General features: G+C 64.0%; 20 protein-coding genes. 15 read left to right on the top strand and 5 right to left on the bottom strand.

Going from position 1 to position 26352, the window contains the following annotated elements; translation table 11 throughout:
* Positions 1-27 precede the first annotated feature (27 nt).
* A complete protein-coding gene (glmM, locus tag QRN42_RS09665) occupies positions 28-1392 on the top strand; it encodes a phosphoglucosamine mutase (protein ID WP_284979008.1) in 1365 nt (454 codons plus the stop codon).
* Positions 1393-1500: 108 nt separating this feature from the next.
* On the opposite strand, the gene QRN42_RS09660 is transcribed toward glmM, so the two are convergent.
* Both QRN42_RS09660 and coaA read right to left on the bottom strand, forming a co-directional pair.
* Positions 1501-2346, bottom strand: a complete 846-nt coding sequence (locus QRN42_RS09660) for a M15 family metallopeptidase (RefSeq protein ID WP_284979046.1) — start codon at positions 2344-2346, stop codon at positions 1501-1503.
* A gap of 70 nt (positions 2347-2416) precedes the next feature.
* Positions 2417-3388 (bottom strand): type I pantothenate kinase, encoded by a 972-nt coding sequence (gene coaA, locus QRN42_RS09655; protein WP_284979007.1) that lies wholly within the window; start codon positions 3386-3388, stop codon positions 2417-2419.
* 139 nt (positions 3389-3527) lie between these two features.
* Between coaA and glmS the strand changes: the two genes are divergently transcribed.
* From glmS to QRN42_RS09615, 8 genes are all read left to right on the top strand, one after another.
* Positions 3528-5411 (top strand): glutamine--fructose-6-phosphate transaminase (isomerizing), encoded by a 1884-nt coding sequence (gene glmS / locus QRN42_RS09650; protein WP_284979006.1) that lies wholly within the window; start codon positions 3528-3530, stop codon positions 5409-5411.
* A 4-nt stretch (positions 5412-5415) separates the two neighbouring features.
* Complete coding sequence (locus tag QRN42_RS09645) at positions 5416-5763, top strand: holo-ACP synthase (protein WP_284979005.1); 348 nt, start codon at positions 5416-5418, stop codon at positions 5761-5763.
* 16 nt (positions 5764-5779) lie between these two features.
* A complete protein-coding gene (locus tag QRN42_RS09640; protein WP_284979004.1) occupies positions 5780-7357 on the top strand; it encodes an NAD(P)H-hydrate epimerase in 1578 nt (525 codons plus the stop codon).
* Positions 7358-7424: 67 nt separating this feature from the next.
* Positions 7425-9698, top strand: coding sequence for a glycogen debranching protein GlgX (glgX, locus tag QRN42_RS09635; protein ID WP_284979003.1), 2274 nt, complete (start codon positions 7425-7427; stop codon positions 9696-9698).
* Positions 9695-12007, top strand: coding sequence for a malto-oligosyltrehalose synthase (treY, locus tag QRN42_RS09630; protein WP_284979002.1), 2313 nt, complete (start codon positions 9695-9697; stop codon positions 12005-12007). The genes glgX and treY overlap by 4 nt, the downstream gene beginning before the upstream one ends.
* Positions 12008-12081: 74 nt before the next feature.
* A complete protein-coding gene (gene treZ, locus QRN42_RS09625) occupies positions 12082-13869 on the top strand; it encodes a malto-oligosyltrehalose trehalohydrolase (protein WP_284979045.1) in 1788 nt (595 codons plus the stop codon).
* A gap of 97 nt (positions 13870-13966) precedes the next feature.
* Positions 13967-15004, top strand: a complete 1038-nt coding sequence (gene mgrA / locus QRN42_RS09620) for an L-glyceraldehyde 3-phosphate reductase (protein WP_284979001.1) — start codon at positions 13967-13969, stop codon at positions 15002-15004.
* A gap of 180 nt (positions 15005-15184) precedes the next feature.
* On the top strand, positions 15185-16270 hold the full coding sequence (locus QRN42_RS09615; protein WP_284976406.1) for an inositol-3-phosphate synthase: 1086 nt from the start codon (positions 15185-15187) through the stop codon (positions 16268-16270).
* A 77-nt stretch (positions 16271-16347) separates the two neighbouring features.
* Here the strand turns inward: QRN42_RS09615 and QRN42_RS09610 are convergent, their stop codons facing one another.
* The 3 genes from QRN42_RS09610 to QRN42_RS09600 all read right to left on the bottom strand — a co-directional run bounded on the left by QRN42_RS09610 (position 16348) and on the right by QRN42_RS09600 (position 20995).
* A complete protein-coding gene (locus QRN42_RS09610) occupies positions 16348-18036 on the bottom strand; it encodes a formate--tetrahydrofolate ligase (protein ID WP_284979000.1) in 1689 nt (562 codons plus the stop codon).
* Positions 18037-18153: 117 nt separating this feature from the next.
* Positions 18154-19398, bottom strand: coding sequence for a D-inositol-3-phosphate glycosyltransferase (gene mshA / locus QRN42_RS09605; RefSeq protein WP_284978999.1), 1245 nt, complete (start codon positions 19396-19398; stop codon positions 18154-18156).
* A 178-nt stretch (positions 19399-19576) separates the two neighbouring features.
* A complete protein-coding gene (locus QRN42_RS09600; protein ID WP_284978998.1) occupies positions 19577-20995 on the bottom strand; it encodes a family 4 glycosyl hydrolase in 1419 nt (472 codons plus the stop codon).
* 46 nt (positions 20996-21041) lie between these two features.
* Between QRN42_RS09600 and QRN42_RS09595 the strand changes: the two genes are divergently transcribed.
* From QRN42_RS09595 to tsaD, 6 genes are all read left to right on the top strand, one after another.
* A complete protein-coding gene (locus QRN42_RS09595) occupies positions 21042-22136 on the top strand; it encodes a carbohydrate kinase family protein (RefSeq protein ID WP_284978997.1) in 1095 nt (364 codons plus the stop codon).
* Positions 22137-22224: 88 nt separating this feature from the next.
* Positions 22225-23451: an alanine racemase gene (gene alr, locus QRN42_RS09590; protein ID WP_284978996.1), complete on the top strand. Its 1227-nt coding sequence runs from the start codon at positions 22225-22227 to the stop codon at positions 23449-23451.
* Entirely contained in the window at positions 23448-24023 is a 576-nt protein-coding gene (tsaE, locus tag QRN42_RS09585; RefSeq protein WP_284978995.1) for a tRNA (adenosine(37)-N6)-threonylcarbamoyltransferase complex ATPase subunit type 1 TsaE, read from the top strand. Before alr ends, tsaE begins: the two co-directional genes overlap by 4 nt.
* The gene (tsaB, locus tag QRN42_RS09580) at positions 24023-24694 is read left to right on the top strand and encodes a tRNA (adenosine(37)-N6)-threonylcarbamoyltransferase complex dimerization subunit type 1 TsaB (protein WP_284978994.1); all 672 of its coding nucleotides are present in this window, start codon (positions 24023-24025) and stop codon (positions 24692-24694) included. Before tsaE ends, tsaB begins: the two co-directional genes overlap by 1 nt.
* A gap of 13 nt (positions 24695-24707) precedes the next feature.
* The gene (rimI, locus tag QRN42_RS09575) at positions 24708-25226 is read left to right on the top strand and encodes a ribosomal protein S18-alanine N-acetyltransferase (protein ID WP_284978993.1); all 519 of its coding nucleotides are present in this window, start codon (positions 24708-24710) and stop codon (positions 25224-25226) included.
* A complete protein-coding gene (tsaD, locus tag QRN42_RS09570) occupies positions 25223-26320 on the top strand; it encodes a tRNA (adenosine(37)-N6)-threonylcarbamoyltransferase complex transferase subunit TsaD (protein WP_284978992.1) in 1098 nt (365 codons plus the stop codon). The genes rimI and tsaD overlap by 4 nt, the downstream gene beginning before the upstream one ends.
* The last annotated feature ends 32 nt before the right edge of the window (positions 26321-26352 follow it).

Below are 26352 nucleotides of genomic sequence, written 5' to 3'. Positions count from 1 at the left end.
CTCCCAGCGTCGTCTAAACTTGAGCCGATGTCTAGATTATTTGGAACAGATGGCGTCCGCGGTCTCGCGAACGAATTGCTCACAGCCGAGCTGGCTATGCAGCTCGCGCAAGCCGCCGCCGTCGTACTCGGCCATGACCGCACAACCGACGGTAAGCGGCCCCGCGCCGTCGTCGCCAGGGATCCCCGCGCCAGCGGCGAATTCCTCGCCGCCGCCGTCGAGGCGGGGCTCTCCAGTTCCGGCGTGGATGTCTACGACGCCGGTGTCTTGCCAACCCCCGCCGCGGCGTATCTGGTAGCTGATCTCGACGCCGACTTTGGCGTCATGCTCTCCGCCTCCCACAACCCCGCGCCGGACAACGGAATCAAGTTCTTCGCCCGGGGCGGCCAGAAGCTGCCGGACCAGGTCGAAGATGCCATCGAGGCGCAGCTTGGGAAAGATCCGCGGCGCCCCACCGGTGGCGAGGTCGGCCGCATCCAAAGGTTCTCGGACGCCGAGGACCGGTACATTGTTCATCTGCTCGGCACCCTGCCCCATCGGCTTGAGGGCTTGAAAATCGTCCTGGACTGCGCGCACGGTGCCGCGAGCGGCTGCTCGCCGCAGGTGTTCGCCGACGCCGGGGCCGAGGTAGTGGTGATTGGCGCCGAACCGGACGGCTTGAACATCAACGACGGCGTCGGGTCCACCCACTTGGGACCCCTCAAAGCCGCCGTGGTGGAGCATGGCGCCGACCTCGGCATCGCGCATGACGGCGACGCGGACCGTTGCCTGGCCGTCGACCACGAGGGCAACGAGGTGGACGGCGACCAGATCATGGCGATCCTGGCACTGGCCCTCAAGGCTTCAGGCCGTCTCAAGGACAACACGCTGGTAGCCACCGTGATGAGCAACCTCGGCCTCAAACTGGCTCTCCGGGATGCAGGGATCAGCATGCTCGAGACCGCCGTTGGCGACCGGTACGTCCTCGAGGGCATGCGCGACGCCGGCTACAACCTCGGCGGCGAGCAGTCAGGCCACGTTATTTTCTCGGACTACGCCACCACGGGCGACGGCGTCCTAACGGGACTCCAGCTTGCGGCCCAGGTTGCACTAACCGGCCGCAGCCTCAAGGAATTGGCGACGGCGATGACCAAGCTCCCGCAGCTGATGATCAACGTCAAGGACGTGGACAAGGGCCGCGCCGGCACTGACGAAGGCATAGCGGCCGCTGTAGCCGCTGCTGAAGTGGAGCTGGGCGAAACGGGCCGGGTCCTTCTCCGTCCGTCCGGGACAGAAGCCCTGGTCCGGGTCATGGTGGAAGCTGCGGACATGGACACCGCCGAGCGTATCTGCACGGGGCTTGCCGCCGTCGTCAAAGAGCGCCTGGGCGCCTCAAGCGAGCTGGCGGTCTAGGCGCAGCCCGCACGTTAACAGAGCTGCTCACGGCCCGTTCCTGGAATACCCGGGAGCGGGCCGTTCCTGTATCTGAACAGCTCTCTGTTGCTACAAACGACCCGGTTCTTACAAGTAACCCGGCGCGGCCGGGAGGCCGAAATATTGCTCGAGGGTTGCTATGCCACGGGTTGCCATGGCCGTGGCGACGTCCGTCCCGACGTACCGCAGGTGCCAGGCTTCGTGGACGTAGCCGGTGACGGCCTGCATCCCCGCGGGGTAGCGGACGATGAAACCAAACTTGTACGCATTGGCCTTGGCCCACACGGCCGCTGGTTGGTCCGCGAAGCAGGGAAGGAAGCTGCACACGCCGCCGCCGTCGCCGATGTCCATGGCCCAGCCCGTTTGGTGTTCGGAGTACCCAGGACGGGCCGAGACGGTGTCCGCGGCTGCACGGCCGTCGGTGTTGACGTACCCGTTGTACGTGGTCACTTGGGTCGAGTACGAGCGGTAGCCGGAAGCCAAGGTCATAATGACGCCGTCGGCAGCCGCGGCGGCAAACATCTTTTCTGCGGCAGCCGCCGTCGTGCTGTTGACCATGGAGGCCTCACCGCTGATGGCGAGGCGTACCCTCGGCTGCACGAGGTCCGCCGGCGCGAACGTTGTCGGGTTGAGCGGGCGGCGCTTGTTGACCACCACCCAGGGGCTGGTGGGGTCGGTGAGGGAAAATTTTGGTGTGGCCGCGGTGGGGGCAGGCGCCGGGCTCGACGCGTCGGGGCCGGGGGCGGTGCTGGTCTCCGCTGCCGGGGCATGCTCAGTGGTCAGGACGCCCGACGGCGTTGCAGCTGCTGACAGGGTGGATGGGCTGGGCGTCGCGGTGGATGAAGGCGTCAGTGAGCCTGCGGCGGTGGGCAAGCCTGCCGCAGTGGGGGAGGGTGCGGGGCTCCCGGGGCTGCAGGCCGTGAGCGCAGTCATGCCAAGGCCGGCTGCCAGGAATCCCGTAAACGCCCGGCGGCTTGGTGCTGGGTGCGGCTGATCCACTGTCTTAGACCTTTCGCAGGAGCATGCGTCGGATGGAATGGTCCGCGTCCTTGGTGAGGACCAACTGGGCTCGGCCGCGGGTTGGCAGGACGTTCTCCTCCAGGTTCGGCTCGTTGATCCGCTTCCAAATACCCCTGGCTGTGGACTCGGCGTCGTCGTCGGACAAGGTGGCGTAGCGGTGGAAATAGGATTCCGGCTGCGCGAAGGCAGTGGACCGAAGCTTCCGGAACCGGTCCACGTACCATTCCTCGATGTAGGACGTTTTAGCGTCCACGTAGATGGAGAAGTCGAAGAAGTCACTGACGGCGAGGCCTTGCTTGCCGTCCATCCGCGGACGTGCCGGTGCGAGGACGTTGAGTCCTTCCACGATCAGGACATCCGGGCGCCGGACCACCACCTGCTTGCCCGGCACAATGTCGTACGTGACGTGGGAGTACCACGGTGCCCTGACTTCCTCCGCGCCGCCCTTGACCTCGGAGACGAACCGGAGCAAGCTCCGCCGGTCATAGGATTCCGGGAAGCCCTTGCGTTCCAGGAGGTGCCGGCGCTTCAACTCGGCCAGGGGATAGAGGAACCCGTCGGTTGTGACGAGTTCCACGTTCGGAGTCCCTGGCCAACGTCGCAACATTTCCCTGAGCACGCGGGCGATGGTCGATTTGCCCACGGCTACCGAGCCAGCCACACCGATGACGAACGGGGTGCGCTGTGTTTGCTCGCCAAGGAACGTGGTGGTTGCGGCGTGGAGCTGCTGGGATGCCTGGACGTAGAGGTGCAGGAGGCGGGAAAGGGGAAGGTATACCTCCCGGATTTCCTTCAGGTCCAGGGGATCGCCCAGGCCGCGGAGGCGGAAGACGTCCTCTTCATTGAGCGGCTGCTCCATTTGGGCTGCAAGCCGCGACCAGGTTTGACGGTCCAGCTCAACAAAGGGGGAAGCGCCGTCGCCATTCGCCTCACTGCGTTGCAAAGTCACTCTCATGATTCTGCCTTCAGTGGGGCGGATCAGGAAATGGGCGGCGACCGTGCGACCACGCGAAAGGGGACGGGAGGTGAATTGTTAAGGCTGGAGAGAGGATGTCCGACCTCGATTGTCCGGGCTAGCAGTTAGGCTTGTACCCATGTGTGGAATCGTAGGCTATGTTGGCAATTCGTCTCGCAAGGAAGCTGGTCACAGCGCCCTTGACGTTGTGGTGGAAGGGCTGCGTCGTCTTGAGTACCGCGGCTATGACTCCGCTGGCGTCGCTGTGGTGGCTGACGGGAGCATTTCCTCCCGCAAAAAGTCCGGCAAGCTGAGCAACCTGATTGCTGAGCTGGAAGCAGATCCGGTTCCGGAGTCGTTGACCGGTATCGGTCATACCCGTTGGGCCACGCACGGCGGCCCGACCGACCAGAACGCGCACCCGCACCTTTCCGACGGCGGACGCCTTGCGGTGATCCACAACGGCATCATCGAAAACTTCGCCGAGCTCAAGCAGGAGTTGCTGGCCAAGGGCGTCGTATTTGCCTCGGAAACCGATACCGAAGTTGCTGCCGCCCTGATCGGTGACATCTTCCGCACCGAATTCGACGGCGACGGCGCCAACCTCACGCAGGCGATGCGTCTGGCCTGCCAGCGGCTCGAGGGTGCCTTCACCCTCTTGGCCGTCCACGCCGACCAGCCCGACGTCGTTGTTGCTGCCCGCCGTAACTCCCCGCTTGTGGTGGGCCTTGGCGACGGCGAGAACTTCCTGGGCTCGGACGTCTCCGGCTTCATCGACTACACCCGCCGCGCCGTGGAATTGGGCCAGGACCAGATCGTTACCATCACCGCTGAATCCGTGGACATTACCGACTTCTTCGGCAAGCCCGCTGAAGGCAAGGAGTACCACGTTGACTGGGACCCGGCCTCGGCGGAAAAGGGTGGATTCAGCTCCTTCATGGAGAAGGAAATCCACGACCAGCCGGACGCCGTTGCCCAGACCCTGTTGGGTCGCTCCGACCTCGATGGCAAGCTGACCCTCGATGAGGTCCGCATTGACCCTGAGCTCCTCAAGCAGGTCAACAAGATCATTGTGCTCGCCTGCGGAACGGCAGCCTACGCCGGCCTCGTGGCCAAGTACGCCATTGAAAACTGGTGCCGTATTCCCACGGAGGTTGAGCTCGCCCACGAGTTCCGCTACCGCGATCCGATCGTAGACTCCAACACGCTGGTGGTTTCCATCAGCCAGTCGGGCGAGACCATGGACACGCTGATGGCCGTCCGCTATGCCCGCGAGCAGGGTGCCAAGACGATCTCCATCTGTAACACCAACGGTTCCACCATTCCGCGTGAATCCGACGCCGTGCTCTACACGCACGCCGGCCCGGAAATCGCCGTCGCCTCCACCAAGGCGTTCCTTGCGCAGATCACCGCCGCATACTTGCTCGGCCTGTACCTGGCCCAGTTGCGCGGCAACATCTTCTCCGGCCAGATCAAGGATGTCCTCGCGGACCTCTCCAAGATTCCCGCCAAGATCCAGCACATTTTGGACGGTGCGGGCCCGCTGCGCGAGCTGGCACGCAGCATGAAAGACGAAAAGTCAGTGCTGTTCCTCGGCCGCCACGTGGGCTACCCAGTAGCACTGGAAGGCGCCTTGAAGCTCAAGGAAATCGCGTACATCCACGCTGAAGGCTTCGCCGCCGGTGAGCTAAAGCACGGCCCGATTGCCCTTATCGACGACGGTCAGCCCGTTTTCGTCGTCGTTCCGTCACCTCGTGGCCGCGACTCCCTGCACTCCAAGGTGGTCAGCAACATCCAGGAAGTCCGCGCCCGTGGTGCACGCACCTTGGTCATCGCGGAAGAAGGTGACGAGTCGGTCAAGGACTACGCGGAGCACGTGTTCTATGTTCCTGAAACACCTACCCTGCTGATGCCGCTGCTCACCACGGTTCCGCTGCAGATCTTCGCAGCAGAGCTGGCCGGTGCGAAGGGTTACGACGTCGACCAGCCGCGTAACCTCGCCAAGAGCGTGACCGTAGAATAACGCCATGATCGTTGGCATTGGCGTAGACGTCGTAGACATCGAGCGCTTCGGGCGGCAGCTGGAACGCACCCCCGGGCTCAGGGACCGCTTGTTCGTCCCTGCTGAGCGGGAGCTGAACCCCCGTTCCTTGGCTGCCCGCTTTGCAGCCAAGGAAGCCGTGGCCAAAGTGCTTGGCGCACCTGCGGGCATGAACTGGCAGGACTGCTGGATCGGCCTGGACGAGAACGGTCCCACCGTGCAGGTCAAGGGAACTGTCCTTGCGGTGGCTGAGTCGCGCGGCGTCAAACGCTGGCATTTGTCCATTAGCCACGACGGCGGCATCGCCACGGCGACCGTCATCGCCGAGGGCTAGACGGACTTCATAACTAATGATCAGCGCCTTCACCGGACAACAGATCAGGGATGCGGAACAGCCGCTCCTGGACTCCGGTGAGGGCGCTGTTCTTATGCAGCGGGCAGCGTATGGCCTGGCCCTTGCAGTGGTCCGTGAGGTGCGCCAAGAGCGTCGTCTGCCCGGTGCCGCCGTCGCGGTCCTCGTCGGCAGCGGAAACAACGGTGGCGACGGCCTCTTCGCGGGTGCCCTGCTGGCCCGCCGTGGAATGCGGGTTACGGCTATCCTTACGTCCCCTAAAGTGCATTCCGAAGGGCTGGCTGCCTTCCTCGCGGCCGGAGGACGCTGCCTTCAGCTGGGTTCCGGAAACGCTGAGGAACTTGCGGTTCTCTGCGCCGGGCACGACGCCGTCATTGACGCGGTGCTGGGGACCGGTGCCCGGGGAGGGTTGCGTGAAGACTCGGCGGAGCTGGTTGCCTGCCTCCAGGAACTCCGTCCCCGCCTGGTGGTGGCCTGTGATCTTCCCAGTGGGCTGGATGCGAACACCGGAGAAGTGCACTGGCCCGTCCTGGAGGCTGATGTCACCGTTACCTTCGGCGGTATCAAAGCCGGACTCATGGCCGATCCCGGGGCAGGATGCGCTGGCCGGGTCGAACTGGTCCGCATTGGTATAGAAGAATCGCTCAACTCCGCCACTCCGGAACTCCGGAGGCTCACCGCCGCTGACCTCCACGGCGTCCTGCCCAAGCCCGAGCGCCGTGCGCAGAAGTACTCCCGGGGCGTCCTGGGGGTGGTAGCGGGTTCTTCGCGGTTTGTTGGCGCTGCGGTCCTTTGCGTGCATTCTGCAGCGCTCACCGGCGCTGGAATGGTGCGCTACCTCGGGCCGGAGACCGCGGCGCATGAAGTGCTGGGCCGCACCCCCGAAGCCCTCTGGGAAAGTGGTAGCCCGGGCCGGGTTCAGGCGTGGCTGCTGGGACCGGGGGTTGACGGTGATGAACAACTGGAGCGTGTCCGCGTGGCGCTGAAGGACGCAGGGTCCTCGGAACTTCCGGTGGTGCTCGACGCCGGCGCACTAAGTGCCTTGCCGGTCCGATGCCCCCCGCAGTGGATCCTGACACCGCACGCAGGAGAGCTGGCAACCCTCCTGGCCTCCCTCTCGGGTCCAGGTGAAGCAGCGGTGACGCGGGAGGACATCGAGTCCCGTCCGTTGCACTTTGCACGTCAGGCGGCCAAGCAGACCGGGGCCACGGTCCTCCTGAAGGGCTCCACCACCTTGGTGGCCTCGCCGTCGGGCGTTGCCTTCAGCCAGTCCGAGGGGACGCCGTGGATGGCCACCGCGGGCAGCGGCGACGTACTGGCCGGCCTCTTGGGTGCCCTGCTGGCGCAATCCGTGGAATGGATCCAGGACGACGACGGCCCTTACGCCGCGTTGGGCCTCGAACAGGACGATCGCTGGGCTGCCCTGGCGGCCTGCGCGGCGAGCATCCACGGCCGGGCCGGAACCGCCGCCTCCGGCGAAAACGGGGGAGGACCTATCACTGCATCGGCCATCATGGCGGCGGTTCCCCGCGTCATTGGTTCGCTGTGCGCGGAATACGACCACAGAAGACCCTAAGGTTACTGACTGTGTCGTTCCAGTGAGTAGGCTTGCAGCAGTTGTTCGCATCACTAGAGGAGAACGCATGGAAGTCTGGCCTGGATCGGCTTACCCGCTCGGCGCCACGTTTGATGGCACCGGCACCAACTTCGCGCTGTTCAGCGAGAAGGCCGAAAGAGTGGAGTTGTGTCTCTTCGACGACGACGGCGGGGAAGTCCGCGTGGAAGTCACTGAGGTTGACGGTTACGTGTGGCACTGTTACTTGCCATTGGCACAGCCGGGACAGAAGTACGGGTACCGCGTCCATGGGCCGTATGACCCGGATGCAGGCCAGCGCTTCAACCCCAACAAGCTGCTGCTGGACCCTTACGCAAAGGCTATCCACCGGCAGATCGACTGGGATCCGTCGCTGTTTTCCTACAACTTGGGAGACCCCGAGTCGCGTAATGACGAGGACTCCGCAGCCCACATGATGCTCGGTGTCGTCACCAACCCGTTCTTCGACTGGGATGGCGACAAGCTCCTCAAGATTCCGTACCACAAGTCCGTGATCTATGAGGCCCACGTCAAGGGCCTCACCCAGCTGCACCCCGAAATCCCCGAGGAACAGCGCGGCACCTACGCCGGCGTCGCCCACCCCGCCGTGATTTCGCACCTGCAGAAGCTGGGTGTCACCGCCATCGAACTGATGCCTGTGCACCAGTTCGTCAATGACGGAATCCTGCAGGACAAAGGCCTGAGCAACTACTGGGGCTATAACACCATCGGCTTCTTCGCCCCGCACAACAGTTACAGCTCCAAGGGCGATACCGGGCAGCAGGTCCAGGACTTCAAGGCGATGGTCCGGGCGCTGCACGCTGCGGGGATCGAGGTCATCCTCGACGTCGTGTACAACCACACAGCCGAAGGTAACCACCTTGGCCCCACGCTGTCCTTCAAGGGCATCGACAACTCTGCCTACTACCGCTTGGTGGAGGACGACCAGAAGTACTACATGGACTACACCGGGACGGGTAACTCCCTGAATGTCCGCAGCCCGCATTCACTGCAGCTGTTGATGGATTCCTTGCGCTACTGGGTCACCGAAATGCACGTGGATGGCTTCCGGTTCGACCTCGCTTCCACCCTGGCCCGCGAGTTCTACGATGTGGACAAGCTCTCCACCTTCTTCGAACTTATCCAGCAGGATCCGGTGGTCTCGCAGGTGAAGCTCATCGCCGAGCCATGGGACGTTGGCCCCGGCGGCTACCAGGTGGGCAACTTCCCGCCGCAGTGGACCGAGTGGAACGGCCAATACCGCGATACCGTCCGCGATTTCTGGCGGGGTGAGCCTTCGACCCTCGGTGAATTCGCATCACGGCTGACCGGCTCCGCGGATCTCTACGAGCACTCCGGGCGGCGGCCTGTTGCCTCGATCAACTTCGTAACCGCCCACGACGGTTTCACCCTGCATGACCTCGTCTCCTACAACGAGAAGCACAATGACGCCAACGGGGAAGACAACAATGACGGCGAATCGCACAACCGTTCATGGAACTGTGGCGTAGAAGGTCCCACCGACGACGCCACCGTCCTGGCACTGCGGGCCCGCCAGCAGCGGAACTTCATTGCCTCCCTGTTCCTTTCCCAAGGTGTTCCCATGTTGCTCCACGGCGATGAACTTGGAAGGACCCAAGGCGGCAACAACAACGGCTACTGCCAAGACTCCGAGATCACCTGGATCCACTGGGACAACGTGGACCAGCCCCTGATCGAGTTCACGGCAGCCGTCAGCGCGCTGCGTGCAAAGCACCCAAGCCTGCGCCGCAGCCGCTTCTTCGACGGCCGCCCTGTGCTTCGCGGCGAAGGAGAGCGGCTCCCGGACATCGTATGGCTGGACGCCGACGCCAATGACATGAGCCCGTCCGATTGGGACGAGGCACTGGGCCGTGCTGTGGGTGTCTTCCTCAATGGCGACGGCATCCACGGCCTGGATACCCAGGGCCGGCGCATCACCGACGTCAACTTCCTGCTGTACTTCAACGCGGACCAGGAACAGGTCGATTTCCGAATTCCTTCGGACGAGTACGCCCCGGCATGGGACGTCATGATCGACACCGCGGGAGAAGGTGCCGAAGCGGGAGTTGTCAAGCCTGACCAGACACTCACCGTGGCAGGCAAGTCGCTCGTGGTCCTCCGGGCCCACACGGCTCCCGAGGTGGAGCCGGACCACTCCGTCGCTGCTTCCCTTGCTGCGCTGACCCAGACCAGCACGCCGGAAACGGCGTCGATCACGGCGCCGGCAGTGACGTCATTGCCCTTCGACTACAAGGCCGGAGACGCTGCCCCGGCCGCCAGCCCCGCGAAGGACGGAGAATGAGGACCCCTGTATCCACGTACCGGCTCCAAATCCGGTCCGGATTCACGCTCCAGGACGCCGCCAAGCTGACCGGCTACCTCCGGTCGCTGGGCGTCGACTGGTTATATCTTTCTCCCATCCTCACGGCGGAGGAGGGCTCGGATCACGGCTATGACGTCACCGACCTCTCCAGCGTGGACCCGTCCCGCGGCGGAGCGGAGGGGCTGTCCATGCTCTCCAAGGCCGCACGGGAACAGGGCCTCGGCGTCCTGGTGGACATCGTCCCCAACCACATGGGCGTGGCCACTCCGGCGCAAAACGCCTGGTGGTGGCAACTGTTGAAAGAAGGCCGTTCGTCCAAGTACGCAGAAGCGTTCGACGTCGACTGGGACTTCGGCGGCGGGAAGATCCGCATTCCCGTGCTCGGCAGTGATGAGGACATCGACCAACTCACCTTGATGGACAATGAGCTCCATTACTACGATCACCGCTTCCCGGTGGCGGAAGGCACTGTGCAGGCCGGGGACAGCCCCCAGGATGTCCACGCGCGGCAGCACTATGCGTTGGTTGGATGGCGTCGGGCGGATGCCGAGCTGAACTACCGGCGCTTCTTCGCCGTCAACACGCTTGCCGGTGTGCGCGTGGAGGTCCCGTGGGTCTTCGACGAGGCACACCAAGAGATCGTGCGTTGGTTCGATGAGGGTCTGGTGGATGGCCTACGGATCGACCACCCGGACGGCCTCGCGGATCCGGAGGGATACCTGGCCAGGCTCCGGAAAGCCACAGGCGGAGCCTACCTGCTGGTTGAAAAGATCCTGGAACCGGGAGAAAAGCTACCGGAAACCTTCGATTGTGAAGGTACTACGGGCTATGACGCTCTCGCCGACGTCGACCGCTTGTTCGTGGACCCGACGGCCGAAGAGTACCTCGACTCCCTCGATGCGCGTCTTCGGGATGCCGACGAGCCCGCGGACTACCACCTCATGATCCATGCCACCAAGCGCCGGATCGCGGATGGGATCCTGCGTTCGGAGGTCCTCCGGCTGGCCCGCCTCGTTCCGGAGGATGCGCAGCTTCCCATGGACTCTGCTGCCGATGCGATAGCCGAGGTCATTTGCTGGTTCCCGATCTACCGGACGTACCTCCCATATGGGAAGGAAACGTTGGTGGAAGCCGTCCACCGCGCGGCAAAGCACCGGCCGGAGCTCGAGCAGGTCCTGGGGGTTCTCCAGCCCTACCTGCTGGACACCTCGGGCGAACTTGCCCGGCGTTTCCAGCAGACCTCGGGAATGGTGATGGCCAAGGGTGTGGAGGACACTGCGTTCTTCCGTTACACCCGGCTTGGGACCCTGACCGAAGTCGGGGCAGAGCCCACGGAGTTCTCGTTGTCGCCCGCAGGGTTCCATGAGCGGATGGCCCGGCGACAAGCAGAACTGCCGCTATCCATGACCACGCTGAGCACGCACGATACCAAGCGCAGCGAAGACACCCGGGCCCGCATCTCGGTCATTTCCGAAGCTGTCCCGGAGTGGGAGCTCTTCCTCGGCACGGCCCAGGAACTCGCCCCGATTCCGGACGGCCCCTTGGCTGCCCTGGTGTGGCAGGCTATCGCCGGAGCGTGGCCTGCTGATCGCGGCAGGCTCCAGTCCTATGCGCTCAAGGCGGCACGGGAAGCCGGGAATTCCACTAACTGGACGGACCCGGACCAGGAGTTCGAACGCCACTTGGCTGCCGCCGTCGACGCCGTTTTCGACGTCCCGGAGGTAGCCGCAGCGTTGGAAAACTTCGTGGCTGAACTGGAGCCGTACGGAACGTCCAACTCCTTGTCCGCCAAGCTCATCCAGCTGACAATGCCCGGTGTCCCGGACGTGTACCAGGGGACTGAGTTCAGGGATGGTTCACTGACTGACCCGGACAACCGGAGGCCTGTGGACTTCCAGGCGCGGATGGACGCACTGGCGGATATCGATAACGGAGCGAGGCCGGCTTACACGGAGGATGCAGCCAAACTCCTGGTGGTATCCCGTGCCCTGAGGCTGCGCCGTGACCGGCCTGAACTTTTTGGCGGGTACCGTGCGGTGGATGTCCGCGGTGAGGCAGCGAACCACCTGATCGCGTTCGATCGGGGTGCCGATGGCCCAGGCGCCGTCACACTCGCCACCCGTTTGCCCAAGCGGTTGGCTGGGGACGGCGGCTGGCGGGATACGGTCATCGATCTGCCCGTCACCTTCCGCGATGAACTCACCGGAGCTACGTACGGCGCCGGCGAAGTTTCCGTGGCCACTGTCTTGGGGCAGTATCCGGTGGCACTGCTTGTACCTGCCGAGTAATGACGGACGCACCACAACTGCACTGAACTGACACTGCACTGCAACGCACGCTTGAAGACATACAGGGGATCATGATGCTGGAGCACGCTGCTGGAAAAAGCCGCTACGACGTGTGGGCGCCGAACGCCGATTCGGTACGCCTTCTGGCTGGCGGCCAGGAATACCCCATGGAGGAAATTCACGACGACGGCGCCGCCGGTTGGTGGCGGGCGCCCGCTGACCTAGTAGCAGGGGACGCCGTGGACGTTGCCTATGGCTACCTCGTGGACGGAGAAGGGCCCTTCCCGGACCCGCGTTCGCGCAGGCAGCCGGAAGGTGTCCATGGGTTGTCCGCGACGTTCGATCCCGCCGCGCATGAGTGGCAGGACGCCCAATGGAAAGGGCGCGAACTCAAGGGTTCCGTCATTTATGAGCTGCACTTGGGCACGTTCACGCCCGAAGGAACGCTGGACGCTGCTGCCGGCAAGCTGAGCTACCTCGCGGAACTCGGCGTTGACTTCATCGAGCTGCTGCCGGTCAACGATTTCAATGGAGTCCATAACTGGGGCTACGACGGCGTCCTCTGGTACGCCGTCCATGAGCCCTACGGCGGTCCTGCGGCGTACCAGCGTTTCGTGGATGCCGCCCATGCCGCCGGGTTGGGTGTCATCCAGGACGTCGTCTATAACCACCTTGGTCCCAGCGGGAACTACCTGCCGAAATTCGGCCCGTACCTGAAGTCGGGCGAGGGCAACACCTGGGGCGATTCGGTAAACCTCGACGGGCCCGGGTCCGACGACGTCCGGCGGTACATCCTCGGGAACGCGGCGATGTGGCTCCGTGATTACCACGTGGACGGCCTCCGACTCGATGCGGTGCACGCCCTGCGGGACGAACGCGCAGTTCACATCCTCGAGGAATTCGGGGCGCTGGGGGATCTTATCGAGGCGGAGACCGGGATCCCGAGGACGCTCATCGCGGAATCGGACCTGAACAATCCACGCCTCATCTACCCGCGCAAGGACAACGGTTACGGACTGGAGGGCCAGTGGAGCGATGACTTCCACCACGCCGTCCACGTTAACTTGAGCGGGGAGACAACGGGGTACTACTCGGACTTCGATTCACTCGCCGTGCTGGCGAAGGTCCTGGAGCATGGATTCCTGCACGATGGCAGCTACTCGAGCTTCCGCGGCCGGCATCACGGGCGGCCCATCCGCCACGATCTCGCGCACCCTTCGGCCTTGGTGGTCTGCCTCCAAAACCATGACCAGATCGGCAACCGGGCCATAGGAGACAGGCTTACCGCATCCCTGTCCTACGGCAGGTTGGCAATCGGTGCCGTCCTGACCATGACGTCCCCCTTTACGCCCATGCTGTTCATGGGCGAGGAGTTCGGCGCGTCCACACCGTGGCAGTTCTTCACCTCCCACCCGGAGCCGGAGCTTGGCAAAGCCACAGCCGAGGGCCGGATCAAGGAGTTTGAACGCATGGGCTGGGATCCCAAGGTGGTGCCGGATCCCCAGGACCCGGAAACCTTCCTGCGCTCCAAGCTCAACTGGGCTGAAGCCGGAGAGGGTGAGCATGCGCGCTTGCTCCAGCTGTACAAGGATTTAGCACAGCTGCGCCGGAATACGCCTGAACTGGTTGACGGAGGATTCGGTGAGACGTCCGTAGAGTTCGACGACGACGATCACTGGCTGCAGTTCTCGCGCAGCCACGGGGGAGCGGGCAGCGTTCGCGTGGTGTGCAACTTCGGGGATGACGCCCTTGAGCTTCCGCTCACCGGCACCGTGCTGTTGGCCACCGACGAAAAAGCAGTCCTCGAGGACGGGACCCTGGCGCTTCCGGGTGCCAGCGCCGTCGTCGTGCGCCTTTCCTAGGACGTCTTTCAAAAGAAAAACCACGACGTCGGGGTGACGGCGCCCACATTGCGGACAGCGCCGTCACCCCGCGCCGGGCAGTGGCAGGATGGTAAGTATGACTTATTCGGCTGCGGAAGACCGCTACGAGACCATGCCCTACCGCCGCGTCGGACGCAGCGGACTCAAACTCCCTGCCATTTCGCTGGGCCTTTGGCACAACTTCGGTGATGACAAACGCTTCGATGAACAGCGCGCCATCCTGCGCCGCGCCTTCGATCTCGGAGTGAACCACTTTGACCTGGCCAACAACTACGGGCCTCCGGACGGATCGGCCGAAACGAACTTCGGCCGCCACCTGAAGGAAGACTTCAAGCCCTACCGCGATGAACTCATCATCTCCACCAAGGCCGGCTATTACATGTGGCCCGGCCCCTACGGCGAGTGGGGATCCCGGAAATACCTGATTTCCAGCCTTGACCAGTCCTTGGAGCGGATGGGCCTGGAGTACGTGGACATCTTCTACAGCCACCGCCCGGACCCGGAGACGCCGCTTGAAGAGACGATGGGTGCCCTCGACTACGCCGTCCGCTCAGGCAAGGCCCTTTACGCCGGCATCTCTTCCTACACTCCCGAACAGACGCTCGAGGCGGCCCGGATCCTGAAGGAGCTCGGAACACCCCTGCTCATCCACCAGCCCAGCTATTCCATGCTTAACCGTTGGACCGAGAACGGTTCCCCCAACCTGTACGAGGCCTTGGACCAGGTGGGCGCGGGATCCATCGCGTTCTCGCCGCTGGCCCAAGGGATGCTGACCGACCGCTACCTCAACGGTATTCCGGCTGATTCCAGGGCTGCGAAGGAACGCTTCCTGTCCGAGTCCCAGTTGACGGAGGAAAAGCTGGATCGCGTGCGGGGCCTCAAGGCCATCGCTGAGGGCCGCGGCCAGACCCTGGCACAGATGGCCATTGCCTGGATCCTTCGTGACCAGCCCAAGGGTTCCCCGGTGACCTCCGCCCTGGTTGGTGCCTCGAGCGTGGCGCAACTGGAGGACACCCTCAGTGCCATCAACAACCTTGCTTTCACGACGGATGAGCTGACGGCGATCGATGAGTTTGCCGTCGAATCCGATATCAACCTCTGGGCACAGAAGTAGCAGGAGGCTGCAGAGTCGAACATCGGGGGCCGGTGGCCAACGTGGCGGGAACAAAACCTGCCCCCGATGTGTTCGATACAATGCAAGGTGTGCGCCAAGTGGCGCCGTGCCCATTCGTCGCGTTCCGAAACCATTTGGAACGGCGCGAGGCACCTGAGGTTTAGTCTCAAAAGGAGTTCCGTGTCTTCACATCCGATTCGTGTTGCCATTGTCGGCGTAGGTAACTGCGCTGCATCGCTGGTCCAAGGTGTTCAGTACTACCGTGACGCCGACCCTACGGCCACGATCCCGGGTCTGATGCACGTTGAGTTCGGTCAGTACCACGTCAACGACGTCCAGTTCGTTGCTGCCTTCGACGTCGATAGCAAAAAGGTGGGCTTGGACCTTGCCGACGCCATCGGCGCCAGCGAAAACAACACCATCAAGATCGCCGACGTTCCTTCCACCGGCGTAACTGTCCAGCGCGGCCACACCCTGGATGGCTTGGGCAAGTACTATCGCGAAACCATCGTCGAAGCTCCCGAGGAAAACGTCGACATCGTTGCGGCCCTTCGTGAAGCGAAAGCCGATGTCATGGTGTGCTACCTGCCGGTGGGCTCCGAACAGGCGGCAAAGTTCTACGCACAGTGTGCCATCGACGCTGGCGTTGCTTTCGTCAACGCCCTGCCCGTATTTATCGCCGGAACCAAGGAATGGGCTGACAAGTTCACCGAAGCCGGCATTCCGATCGTGGGCGATGACATCAAGAGCCAGATCGGCGCCACCATCACGCACCGCGTCATGGCTAAGCTCTTCGAAGACCGCGGCGTCACGCTGGATCGCACCTACCAGCTCAACGTCGGCGGCAACATGGACTTCAAGAACATGCTTGAGCGGGACCGCCTCGAGTCCAAGAAGATCTCCAAGACCCAGGCCGTGACCTCCAACGTCGAGGCCGTACTGCACGCTGACGATGTCCACATCGGACCGTCCGATTACGTTGCGTGGCTTGATGACCGCAAGTGGGCTTTCGTCCGCCTCGAAGGCCGCAACTTCGGCGACGCTCCCGTCTCCCTGGAGTACAAGCTCGAAGTGTGGGACTCACCGAACTCTGCGGGTGTGATCATCGATGCCATCCGTGCAGCGAAGATCGGCCTGGACCGTGGCATCGGCGGTCCGCTGCTCTCGGCTTCCAGCTACTTCATGAAGTCCCCGCCGGAGCAGTTCAACGATGACATCGCTCGCGAAAAGGTCGAGGCCTTCATCCGCGGCGACATCGAACGCTAAAACCGAATAGCTTCTGCAGGCGCCCTTCCACCCAAGGTGGGAGGGCGCCTGCCGTTTGCTACGCTGCTGGGCGGCACCTAGGAGAGGCCCGAGGGGTTGCCTTCGGCGTCAACGTCCATGCGCATCGCTGCCGGTTCTTTGGGAAGCCCGGGCATCGTCATCACAGCCCCGGTCAACGCCACGATGAAACCTGCGCCCGTCTTGGGGATGAGGTCCCGGACGTGGACCGTGAATCCGCTTGGGGCGCCCAGTTTGGAGGCGTCATCGGTGAACGAGTACTGGGTCTTGGCCATGCACACCGGTAGCCCGCTCCACCCGTTCCTCTCAATCTCGGCCAAACGCCGCAACGCTGGAACCGAGAACTCCACGCCGTCGGCACCGTAAATCTCGCGCACGATCGTGGTGATCTTATCCTCGATGCTGAGCTCCAGCGGGTAAAGGTGACGGAAAGACGACGGCGCCTCCAGCGCAGCGGCCACCTTGGCGGCCAGGTCGTCACCGCCGTCGCCTCCACCGCCCTTGCCCCATACATCGGCGACGGCGGCTTGGACACCTTCTGCTTGGCACCAATCGAGCAGCCACTGGAGTTCCGCGGCGGTGTCCGTTCCGAATTTGTTGATCGAGACCACCGGGGAAATCCCGAACTTGGCCACATTGCCCAGGTGCCGTTTGAGGTTGGCGACTCCTGCGGCCACCGCCGCCACATTGGGCTCGTTGAGTTGGTCCTTGGGGACGCCGCCTTGCATTTTGAGGGCCCGGACTGTCGCGACCACCACGACGGCGGAAGGCGCCACGTCCGCGATCCTCGCCTTGATGTCCATGTACTTTTCGGCGCCAAGGTCAGCGCCGAAACCGGCCTCGGTGACAACAATGTCCGCCAGCCGGGTAGCCGTGCGCGTTGCGATGAGGGAATTGCATCCGTGCGCGATGTTGGCGAACGGGCCACCGTGAACCAGCGCGGGCGTTCCGGCTATGGTCTGGACGAGGTTTGGCTTGATCGCGTCCTTGAGCAACAGCGTCAGTGCTCCTTCAACACCTAGGTCCGCGACCGTGACGGGCGCCCGGTCATAGGTGTAGCCGAAAGTGATGTTCGCCAAGCGGCGTCGCAGGTCGTCGAGGTCGCTGGCCAGGCAGAAAACCGCCATTATCTCCGAGGCCACCGTGATGTCGAAACCGTCTTGCCGCGGCACACCTTGGGTTGGTCCACCCAGGCCTATGACCACTTCCCGCAATGAGCGGTCGTTCATGTCCAAGACGCGCTTGAACGTCATTCTGCGCGGATCGATTCCGAGCGCATTTCCTTGGAAGATATGGTTGTCCACCAAAGCCATCAGCGCATTGTTGGCCGAGGTGACGGCGTGGAAATCACCCGTGAAATGCAGGTTGATGTCATCCATGGGCAACACCTGCGAGTAGCCGCCTCCCGTGGCCCCGCCCTTCATGCCAAGGATCGGTCCCAGCGAGGGTTCGCGAAGCGCGATCATGACCTTGTGTCCGGCCCGCGCCAAGGAGTCGGCAAGCCCCACGGTTGTTGTGGACTTCCCCTCCCCGGCAGGGGTGGGCGACATGGCAGAGACCAGGACCACCTTGCCGGGGGCTTTGCTGTCTTGGAGGCGCAGCTTCCCGGGCTGGATCTTGGCCTTGTAGGGGCCGTAGAGCTCCAAGGCGTCCGCAGGAATGCCTGCACGCCTGGCGATTTCCTCGATGGGCAAGATGGCGGCGTTGTGGGCAATGTCCAGATCGGAGGGGACCTTATTCTCAGACATCGTTGTCCTTCGGCTCAGGGCTTGCGCTGCGCGTAGGCGGCGGGAAACGGGATTCCCCGGATCGCCTACGTTTCGCATCAACCTATCAGGCCGTACCCGTGAACCGGCGGAGGGCCGTTAATGCCGTGGGACGAGCAGCCCTGAGGCCGCTTCGCGGTAGCTTTCCATCGTGATGTCGGCCGTGTGCTTCCAGCCGAAAGATTCAGCGTGCACCGCGGCAAGCCTGCCCATGTCTTCGCGCGTCTGCGCGTCGTCGAACAGGTCCTCCAGGACATCAGCCCAGTGGCTGGGGTTGTGGCCGTCCACCAGGATGCCGGTGCGGCCGTCTGAAATAGCCCTGGACAGGCCGCCGACATTGGTAGCCACCACCGGGGTACCGCACGCCTGTGCTTCCAAGGCAACCAATCCGAAGGATTCACTGAAGGACGGCATGACCACCACGTCGGCGGATCGGAACCAGCCGGCGAGCTCGGGTGCGATCACCGGCGGGCGGTGGGTGACGACGTCGTGCAGTCCCTCTTCGTCAATGATTTGCTGGAGGTTGAAGTCTTTGGCGCCACTGAGCGAACCCAAGATGGTCAATTCAAGGTCGATATCGGGACGGCGCTTGCGCAGGATGCCCGCGGCCTTGACGAAGATCTGGGGACCTTTGAGCCGTTGGATTCTTCCGGCAAAGACAAGATGGAAACTGTCCGGCCTGACCTTGCGCTCTGTCCGTGACTTCCTGCGGAACGAGGGCGTGAACACCTTAAGGTCCACGCCCGGAGGTGCCACATCTATCCGGTCGATGTCCGCGCCGTAGTGGGAAACGAGTTCAGCGGCTTCCGCGGACGTATTCGCGATGAGCCGGGAGGCGCCGTCCACGATCCGCTGCTCGCCGTCCTCGCGACGCCTCGGTTCCGGCCGCTCGCCGGATTCCAGGACCAGGTTCTTGACCTTGGCCATGGTGTGCATGCTGTGCACCAGTGGAACACCCCACAGTTCCGACAACTCCAAGCCGGCCACCCCGGAGACCCAGTAATGGGAATGGATGGCGTCATAGCGGCCGTGGAGTTGCTGGTGGCGGATCTTGTCGATCTGTTCCACCATTTGGTGCAAAAGTTCGGGGAGCTCCTCCTTGGGCAGCTTCCGGGGCGGCCCTGCCAGGACGTTGTGGACGCAGACGCCGGGCCCGGGATGTTCGACGGCGGCTTGGCCGGCTTTGGTGGAGCGGGTGAAGATCTCTACCTCCACGCCGGATTCCGCCATGGCCATGGCCAGTGCCCGTACGTAGACGTTCATGCCTCCGGCATCCCCGGCGCCGGGTTGCTCCATGGGGGAAGTATGCAAGGAAAGCAACGCCACACGGCGGATCAACGGCACAAACTTCCTCCTGACAACCACAGCAAAACCATCTTTGCCCTGCAGAAAACAGTACTCCTGCGCCGCGCTGTAGTGGCGTCAGGCTATGCGGCCTGTACTCACCAGAGGCGCGTGTTGGCAAAGCTCCGTGTTAACCAAGGTGTGCTTTAACCGAGGCATGCTTTAACTGAGGCGGTCTTTAACTGAGGCCGGAGCCATGCGCCCACAAGGACCGAAGGGCCGGGAAAGCCGTCTCGTATCCTTCCAACAGTTGTTTTCCGATGGCTGTGGATCCCACCAGCGGGTGCGCGGCGAAGGCTTGGAGGGCCGCTTCCCGATCACCGTCCCGGGCGGCCCGGATGGTCAACTGCTCCACTTCCTTGACGTGCCGCATCAAGGTCAGGAACTGCCCGGCGGGCCGTTCCTGCGCGAGTGGCAGGGCGCCGTCGGACGTGACTTCGCAGGGCACCTCCACCACCGCAGATTCGGGCAAGCCCGGCACGGCGAGCTCGGGCGGGCCGGTTTCGGGCGAGCCAGTTCCAGAGCGCAACGATGCGGCCACAGGGGAGTTCGGCACGTTCAGGATCAACTCGGTGCTTCCCGCGCCAGCCAAGGCCCGCATCACGGACAAGGCAACGCGCTCATACCCACCGCCGGCGAGATCATCCTCGTCACGCTCCTCTCCGTTCTTGCGCGCCTCGGCCAAGTAGCCCTCCTCCCGGGCACGTCGGGCGGATTCCCAGAGCGCGTAGGCATGGGAGGAAGCCGTCAAGGCTGGGTACAGGGCGTCCTGCTGATGATGGATGGCGGCCCCGCGTGTTTCCTTCAGGGCCCGGATGGCAGCGGTGGCGTGGTCTGTCTCGTAGTAGTAATAGAGGTACTCATTGGGTAGGCAGCGGAGCTTTTGCAGAATGTGTTGCCCAAACAAGCGGCCCACTTCCATCGATTCAAGGGCCGCGTGATCAGCGAGCAGATCCGGCAGGACGTCGTGGCCTGCGGGCGCCAACCGATACAGCCAACCGAGGTGGTTCAGTCCGTAGTAGCCCACGCCGTCGAGCTTTCCCTCGCCTAACGGGACGCCCGCGGCGCGTGCGGCGCGCTGCACCAGCCCGCCAGCGGAATCGCAGATGCCAATGACCCGACGGCCCAGCGCCGGGACCAGCGCCTCAGTGACCATGCCTGCCGGGTTGGTGAAATTGATGAGCCACGCATCGGGGCAATGGGCCTGCATGGCTTCGGCCAGCTCCAACATGGTGGGAATGGAGCGCAGCGCGTAGGAAAGGCCGCCCGCGCCGGTGGTTTCCTGGCCCAGCAGGCCCAGGTCCAAAGCGATACGTTCGTCCGCGATACGCCCGGCTGTGCCACCCGTGCGGATCGCGGAAAAAACCATATCCGTCCCCGCCAAGGACTTTGCCAGATCGGTGGAAACCACGACGACGGGCCGGGAACCTTCGGCCACCGGCATGTCCCTTAGCACCGCGTCAATGGCGGCCAAGCGCGCGGCGTCGACGTCGTAAAGGACCAGTTCGCTGACGAGCCCTGCATAGGGACCCGAGCAAAGGGCCCGGTACACCAGGGGAACCCTGAATCCGCCGCCGCCGGCGATCATGAGCCGCATGGGTTGAGTCTATGCAGCAAAGTGGCTGCAGCGTAGTGTGCGATGCATGGACGCTTTGCCCCAGCGCCGCTTCGATCCCCTTGCGGCCGTGCGCAAGGATGCGAACGGAGCCTGCGATCTTTTACTCACGGGAACGGTTTTCCAAGACATCATCTTCACGGGCCTGCCGCACTCGCCCGAACCGGGCACCGAAGTCTGGTCCGAAGGAATGGGGAGCTGCCCCGGCGGGGTGGCCAACCAGGCAATCGCTGCGGCCAGACTAGGCCTGCGCACGAGCCTCGCCGCCACCTTCGGTGATGACGGATATGGGGACTACAACTGGCAGATCCTTGAAAGCCAAGAGCACGTGGACCTTTCGTTGTCCCAACGGGTGCCGGGTTGGCACTCGCCGGTAACGGTGTCCATGTGCGTCAACCAGGACCGCTCCATGGTCACCCATGGGCACCCGGCCCCGATCAGTGCCACAGAGCTGATGGGCGAACCGCCCAAGGCCTTGGCCGCCGTCGCCGATCTTGGCGAAGAACTCGAACCATGGATGCATGCCGTGAACTCCGCGGGTACAAAACTCTTCGGAGTGGTGGGCTGGGATCCCAGCGGAAAGTGGTCCGAGCGCCGGCTGGACCAACTGGAGAATTTCCACGCCTTCCTGCCCAACGCTCCTGAAGCCATGGCCTTCACGGGCAAGGACGACCCCTGGGCTGCGCTGTACTCGCTGGCCGATCGCGTTCCCGTGGCCGTGGTGACGCTCGGTGTGCAAGGCGCCGTTGCCGTGGACTCGGAGACGGGGGAGGAGGAGTGGGTGCCGTCGCTGCCGGTCTCGGCCTACGATCCCACCGGAGCCGGAGACTGCTTTAGCGCGGCCTTCATCATGGGATCGTTGGCGGGGTGGCGGCTCGGGGACAGGTTGCGCTTCGCGAACTTGTGCGCCTCCCTCGCCGTCCAGCAAGTGGGAGGCTCGTTGGCTGCGCCTGGCTGGGGCGACATCGCCGACTGGTGGCAGCGCGCCAACGCCCGGAAGGAACGGCAGTCGAGCCAGTGGATCCGGCGGTTCGCGTTCTTGGAGCCGATCCTGAAAGACATACCCGCCGGCGCCCAGCGGCGCGCCAAGGCAACCATCGCGCACCTGTCCGATGCCCAGTAGGCCGATCCCCACGGGACGTCCGCCCAAACTGAGGCCGTCACCAACCCCTGATTAAGCCCGGATCATTGGCAGCACTAGAATCTCTAGGGTGACTTACGAAGCAGCTGCAGATATCGGTATCGGGTCCACCACCCCCATCGCCAGATCGGCGGTGCTTGAACGGTCCGCGCTGATCGACCTCGAAGCAGTGCGGCACAACGTCCGCCAGTTCGCCGGTATTGCCTCCCCCGCAGCTGTGATGGCCGTTGTGAAAGCCGACGCTTACGGTCACGGAGCCGTGCAAGTCGCCCGCGCCGCACTCGACGCCGGAGCGGCGTGGCTTGGTGTCGCGCATATCTCCGAGGCGCTCGCCTTGCGCGCCGCGGGAATCGAGTCGCCACTGCTTGCCTGGCTGCACACCACCGAGAGCAACTTCCAGGCAGCTGTCGCCGCGGGCATCGACGTCGGAATTTCCGGTTGGGAGCTGGACGCCGTGGTCGCCGCCGCCCGCGACCAGGAGCGTCCGGCACGCGTGCACCTTAAAGTCGACACCGGTTTGGGCCGCAATGGCTGCCCCATTGGGGAGTGGGACAACCTGGTGGGACAGGCAATGGACTACCAGGACCAAGGCCTTCTCCGGGTGGTGGGAATCTTCTCGCACCTTGCTGTGGCCGATGAGCCGGAGCGGCCCGAAACGGACGCCCAGCTGGAACTCTTCCGCGAAGCCATCGCCATCGCCGAGGACGCCGGTGTGGACACCGAGGTGCGGCACATCGCCAACACACCCGCAACGTTGTCCCGTCCCGACTCACACTTTGACCTGGTCCGGGTCGGCTTGGGCATCTACGGACTGTCACCGTTCGACGGCGTCACCTCCGCCGAGCTCGGCCTCCACCCCGCCATGACCGTCCGCACACTGTTGTCCAACTGTAAAAAGGTGCCGCAGGGACAGGGCGTCTCCTACGGCCTGAACTACCGGACCAAGGAAGAGAGCACCCTGGGCCTGGTGCCGTTAGGATACGCCGACGGCGTTCCCCGCATCGCGACAGGTGGACCAGTACGCGTCGCCGGCACAAACTACCCGGTGGTCGGCCGAATCGCGATGGACCAGATGGTCATCGACCTCGGGCCGCTGACAGCGGAGGAAGCAACCGCCCTCAAGGGCGCCGAAGCCGTGCTTTTCGGTGATGGAGCCGACGGCGGACCGACGGCGGACCATTGGGCAGCGGCTGCGGGCACCAACAATTACGAGATCGTCACGCGCATCAGCCCGAGGGTTCCCCGCAGTTACCTGAACGAGCTGCCTGCCCAGCCCACCGGGACGGCGACCCCGTGAACGGACCACAATGGGAGCGGACCGTAACGGTCACGACGGCGGAACAAACCCACGCGCTCGCTGCCGCGCTCGCCGGGCTGCTGGAGGCCGGGGACCTCCTGGTCCTCACAGGAGAACTTGGCGCCGGCAAGACGACTTTCACCCAAGGCCTGGGGGAAGGCCTCGGAGTCCGCCCAGGCATCATCTCGCCCACCTTCGTGCTGGTGAGGATCCACCCGAATCTCCCCGAAGGCCCCCGCCCCGGCGGCCCGGACCTGGTCCACGTTGACGCGTACAGGCTCGAATCGGCGGCCGAAATCGACGACATCGACTTGGAAAACACCATGGACACCGCCGTGACGGTGGTGGAATGGGGGCGTGACCGGGTGGAGCATCTCTCCGAGAGCCGCCTTGAAGTGGACTTGCATCGCTCCGTGGGCGGAGAGTCTGTTGCGGCCGGCGCGGAGCAGGTTATGGACTTCGATACCGAAGACGACGACGAACCCCGCACCATAGTCTTCCGCGGCTTCGGGCCGCGCTGGCCCGAAGCTCCGGAGCTGCTGGAGTCCACGTCCCTTGGGGGAGGAAACTGATGCTTATTTTGGCCATAGACACCTCCGCAGTTGCCAGTGCAGCCCTCATTTCGGACGTCGCGATGGAAGGAGTCATCGACTCCTTCGCCACGGAGGACACCCGGAGCCATGCCGAAGTTCTCGCCCCGGGAATCGAAAAGCTCCTGGCCGGCGCAGGGGTTACCGGAGCGGACATCGATGCGATCGTGACCGGCGTCGGACCCGGACCCTTCACGGGATTGCGCTCCGGCATTGCGACCGCCCGGACGCTGGCTTTCGTGTGGAACAAGCCCCTGTATGGGCTCATGAGTTTGGACGCGATCGCCTTGGAGGTGGCCGAGTCCACCGCAGCGGCTCCTGAGTTCCTCGTTGCCACCGACGCACGGCGCAAAGAGGTCTACTGGGCTCGATACGCGGCCACGGAGGGCCAATTGCCTGAATTGCTGGACGGTCCCCATGTGGGGTTCGCTGCCGACTTGCCCGACCTCCCCGTGTTCGGTGCTGGTGCGGGCCTGTATCCGGACGTCCTGCGCGCCGACGAGGACTTCGCCGATGCGCAGCCGAACGCAGCGGCCTTAGGCCAGTTTGCGATGGCCCGGCTCACGGCAGGCAAACCGCTGCTGGACTCCACGCCCTTGTACTTGCGGGAGTCGGACGCCCAAGTGCCTGGGCCCAGGAAGCGGGCGCTCTGATGGGACGGAAACCGTGAAACTGCCTCCCCAACTCGAGTTTGCGGGGGTTTGCCTGCGTGAGATGACCGAGGCCGACATTCCCGCCGTCGAGGTCCTCGAACGCCGGCTATTTCCCGTCGATGCCTGGCCGCTGCAGATGTTTTTCGATGAACTCGCCCAGCCCGAAACCAGGCGCTACCTGGTGGCCGAGGTCGCCGGGGAGATCGTCGCCTACGCCGGCCTGATGTGCATCGAGCCCATCGCCGATGTCCAGACGATCGCCGTCGTGCCTGAATTCGAAGGCAAGGGAATCGGCTCAGCGATCCTGACCGAACTGACCCAGGAAGCCCGACGCCGGCACGCGGCGGACGTTCTCCTGGAGGTGCGGGCAGACAACCCCAGGGCCCAGAAGCTCTACCTTCGCTTCGGCTTTGAACAGATCCACATTCGCCCGCGGTACTACCGCGACGGCACCGACGCGCTGATCATGCGCCTGCCGCTGACCGGGCCGCATCCCAACGAATCCGCCCCCACAGAAGGAGCCACCTGGTGAGCGCCGCACTTCCCAAGCAGCCGCTGGTCCTGGGCATCGAATCATCCTGTGACGAGACCGGCGTCGGAATTGTCCGCGGAACCACGCTGCTGACCAACACAGTGTCCTCGTCCATGGACGAGCATGTCCGCTTTGGCGGCGTCATCCCCGAGATCGCTTCACGGGCCCATCTGGATGCTTTTGTGCCGACGCTCCAAGAGTCGTTGCACGAGGCCGGGGTCACGTTGGACGACATCGACGCCATCGCCGTGACATCGGGGCCCGGCCTCGCAGGTGCCCTCATGGTGGGTGTCTGTGCTGCCAAGGCGCTCGCGGTGGCAACCGGAAAGCCGCTCTACGCGATCAACCATCTGGTGGCGCACGTTGGTGTTGGGCTGCTCGACGGAAAGTCGTCCGACGCCGGGCAGTTGCCGGCGTCGTTGGGCGCGCTTTTGGTCTCCGGTGGCCACACAGAGATCCTCCGGATCCGGAACATCACCGGCGATGTGGAACTTCTCGGTTCCACCATCGACGACGCCGCCGGAGAGGCTTACGACAAAGTAGCCAGGATTCTAGGCCTGGGTTATCCGGGTGGACCGGCGATCGACAAACTCGCCCGGCTTGGCAACCCAAAATCCATCCGCTTCCCGCGCGGACTGACACAGCCCAAGTACATGGGCACAGCCGAAGCCAAGGGACCGCACCGCTATGACTGGTCCTTCAGCGGCCTGAAGACGGCCGTGGCCCGTTGCGTTGAACAGTTCGAAGCCCGCGGAGACCAAGTGCCCGTTGCCGATATTGCCGCGTCCTTCCAGGAAGCCGTGGTGGATGTCGTCACGTCCAAGGCCGTTCTGGCTTGCAAAGAGCACGGCATTAGCGATGTCCTGCTCGGTGGGGGAGTCGCGGCCAACTCCCGGCTCAGGGAGCTTACTGCCCAGCGCTGTGCCTCCGCCGGGATCAAGCTCCACGTTCCGCCCCTTAACCTCTGCACGGACAACGGGGCCATGGTGGCCGCGCTCGGGGCGCAGTTGGTGATGGCGGGAGTTGGCCCGAGCGGTGTGTCTTTCGCTCCGGACTCGTCCATGCCGGTGACGACGGTGTCGGTGCCGGCCTAAGTTTCGCAGGGCGGTGCCAGGAGGCGGTGCCA

The sequence above is a fragment of the Arthrobacter sp. fls2-241-R2A-200 genome, from assembly GCF_030209745.1.
GTDB lineage: Bacteria > Actinomycetota > Actinomycetes > Actinomycetales > Micrococcaceae > Arthrobacter.
This window is presented reverse-complemented; position numbering and strand designations above follow the sequence as displayed.

Coding starts and splice junctions, on each gene's coding strand:
- glmM (WP_284979008.1), top strand. CDS start 28: ATGTCTAGATTATTTGGAACAGATGGCGTCCGCGGTCTCGCGAACGAA.
- QRN42_RS09660 (WP_284979046.1), bottom strand. CDS start 2,346: ATGACTGCGCTCACGGCCTGCAGCCCCGGGAGCCCCGCACCCTCCCCC.
- coaA (WP_284979007.1), bottom strand. CDS start 3,388: ATGAGAGTGACTTTGCAACGCAGTGAGGCGAATGGCGACGGCGCTTCC.
- glmS (WP_284979006.1), top strand. CDS start 3,528: ATGTGTGGAATCGTAGGCTATGTTGGCAATTCGTCTCGCAAGGAAGCT.
- QRN42_RS09645 (WP_284979005.1), top strand. CDS start 5,416: ATGATCGTTGGCATTGGCGTAGACGTCGTAGACATCGAGCGCTTCGGG.
- QRN42_RS09640 (WP_284979004.1), top strand. CDS start 5,780: ATGATCAGCGCCTTCACCGGACAACAGATCAGGGATGCGGAACAGCCG.
- glgX (WP_284979003.1), top strand. CDS start 7,425: ATGGAAGTCTGGCCTGGATCGGCTTACCCGCTCGGCGCCACGTTTGAT.
- treY (WP_284979002.1), top strand. CDS start 9,695: ATGAGGACCCCTGTATCCACGTACCGGCTCCAAATCCGGTCCGGATTC.
- treZ (WP_284979045.1), top strand. CDS start 12,082: ATGCTGGAGCACGCTGCTGGAAAAAGCCGCTACGACGTGTGGGCGCCG.
- mgrA (WP_284979001.1), top strand. CDS start 13,967: ATGACTTATTCGGCTGCGGAAGACCGCTACGAGACCATGCCCTACCGC.
- QRN42_RS09610 (WP_284979000.1), bottom strand. CDS start 18,036: ATGTCTGAGAATAAGGTCCCCTCCGATCTGGACATTGCCCACAACGCC.
- QRN42_RS09600 (WP_284978998.1), bottom strand. CDS start 20,995: ATGCGGCTCATGATCGCCGGCGGCGGCGGATTCAGGGTTCCCCTGGTG.
- QRN42_RS09595 (WP_284978997.1), top strand. CDS start 21,042: ATGGACGCTTTGCCCCAGCGCCGCTTCGATCCCCTTGCGGCCGTGCGC.
- tsaB (WP_284978994.1), top strand. CDS start 24,023: ATGCTTATTTTGGCCATAGACACCTCCGCAGTTGCCAGTGCAGCCCTC.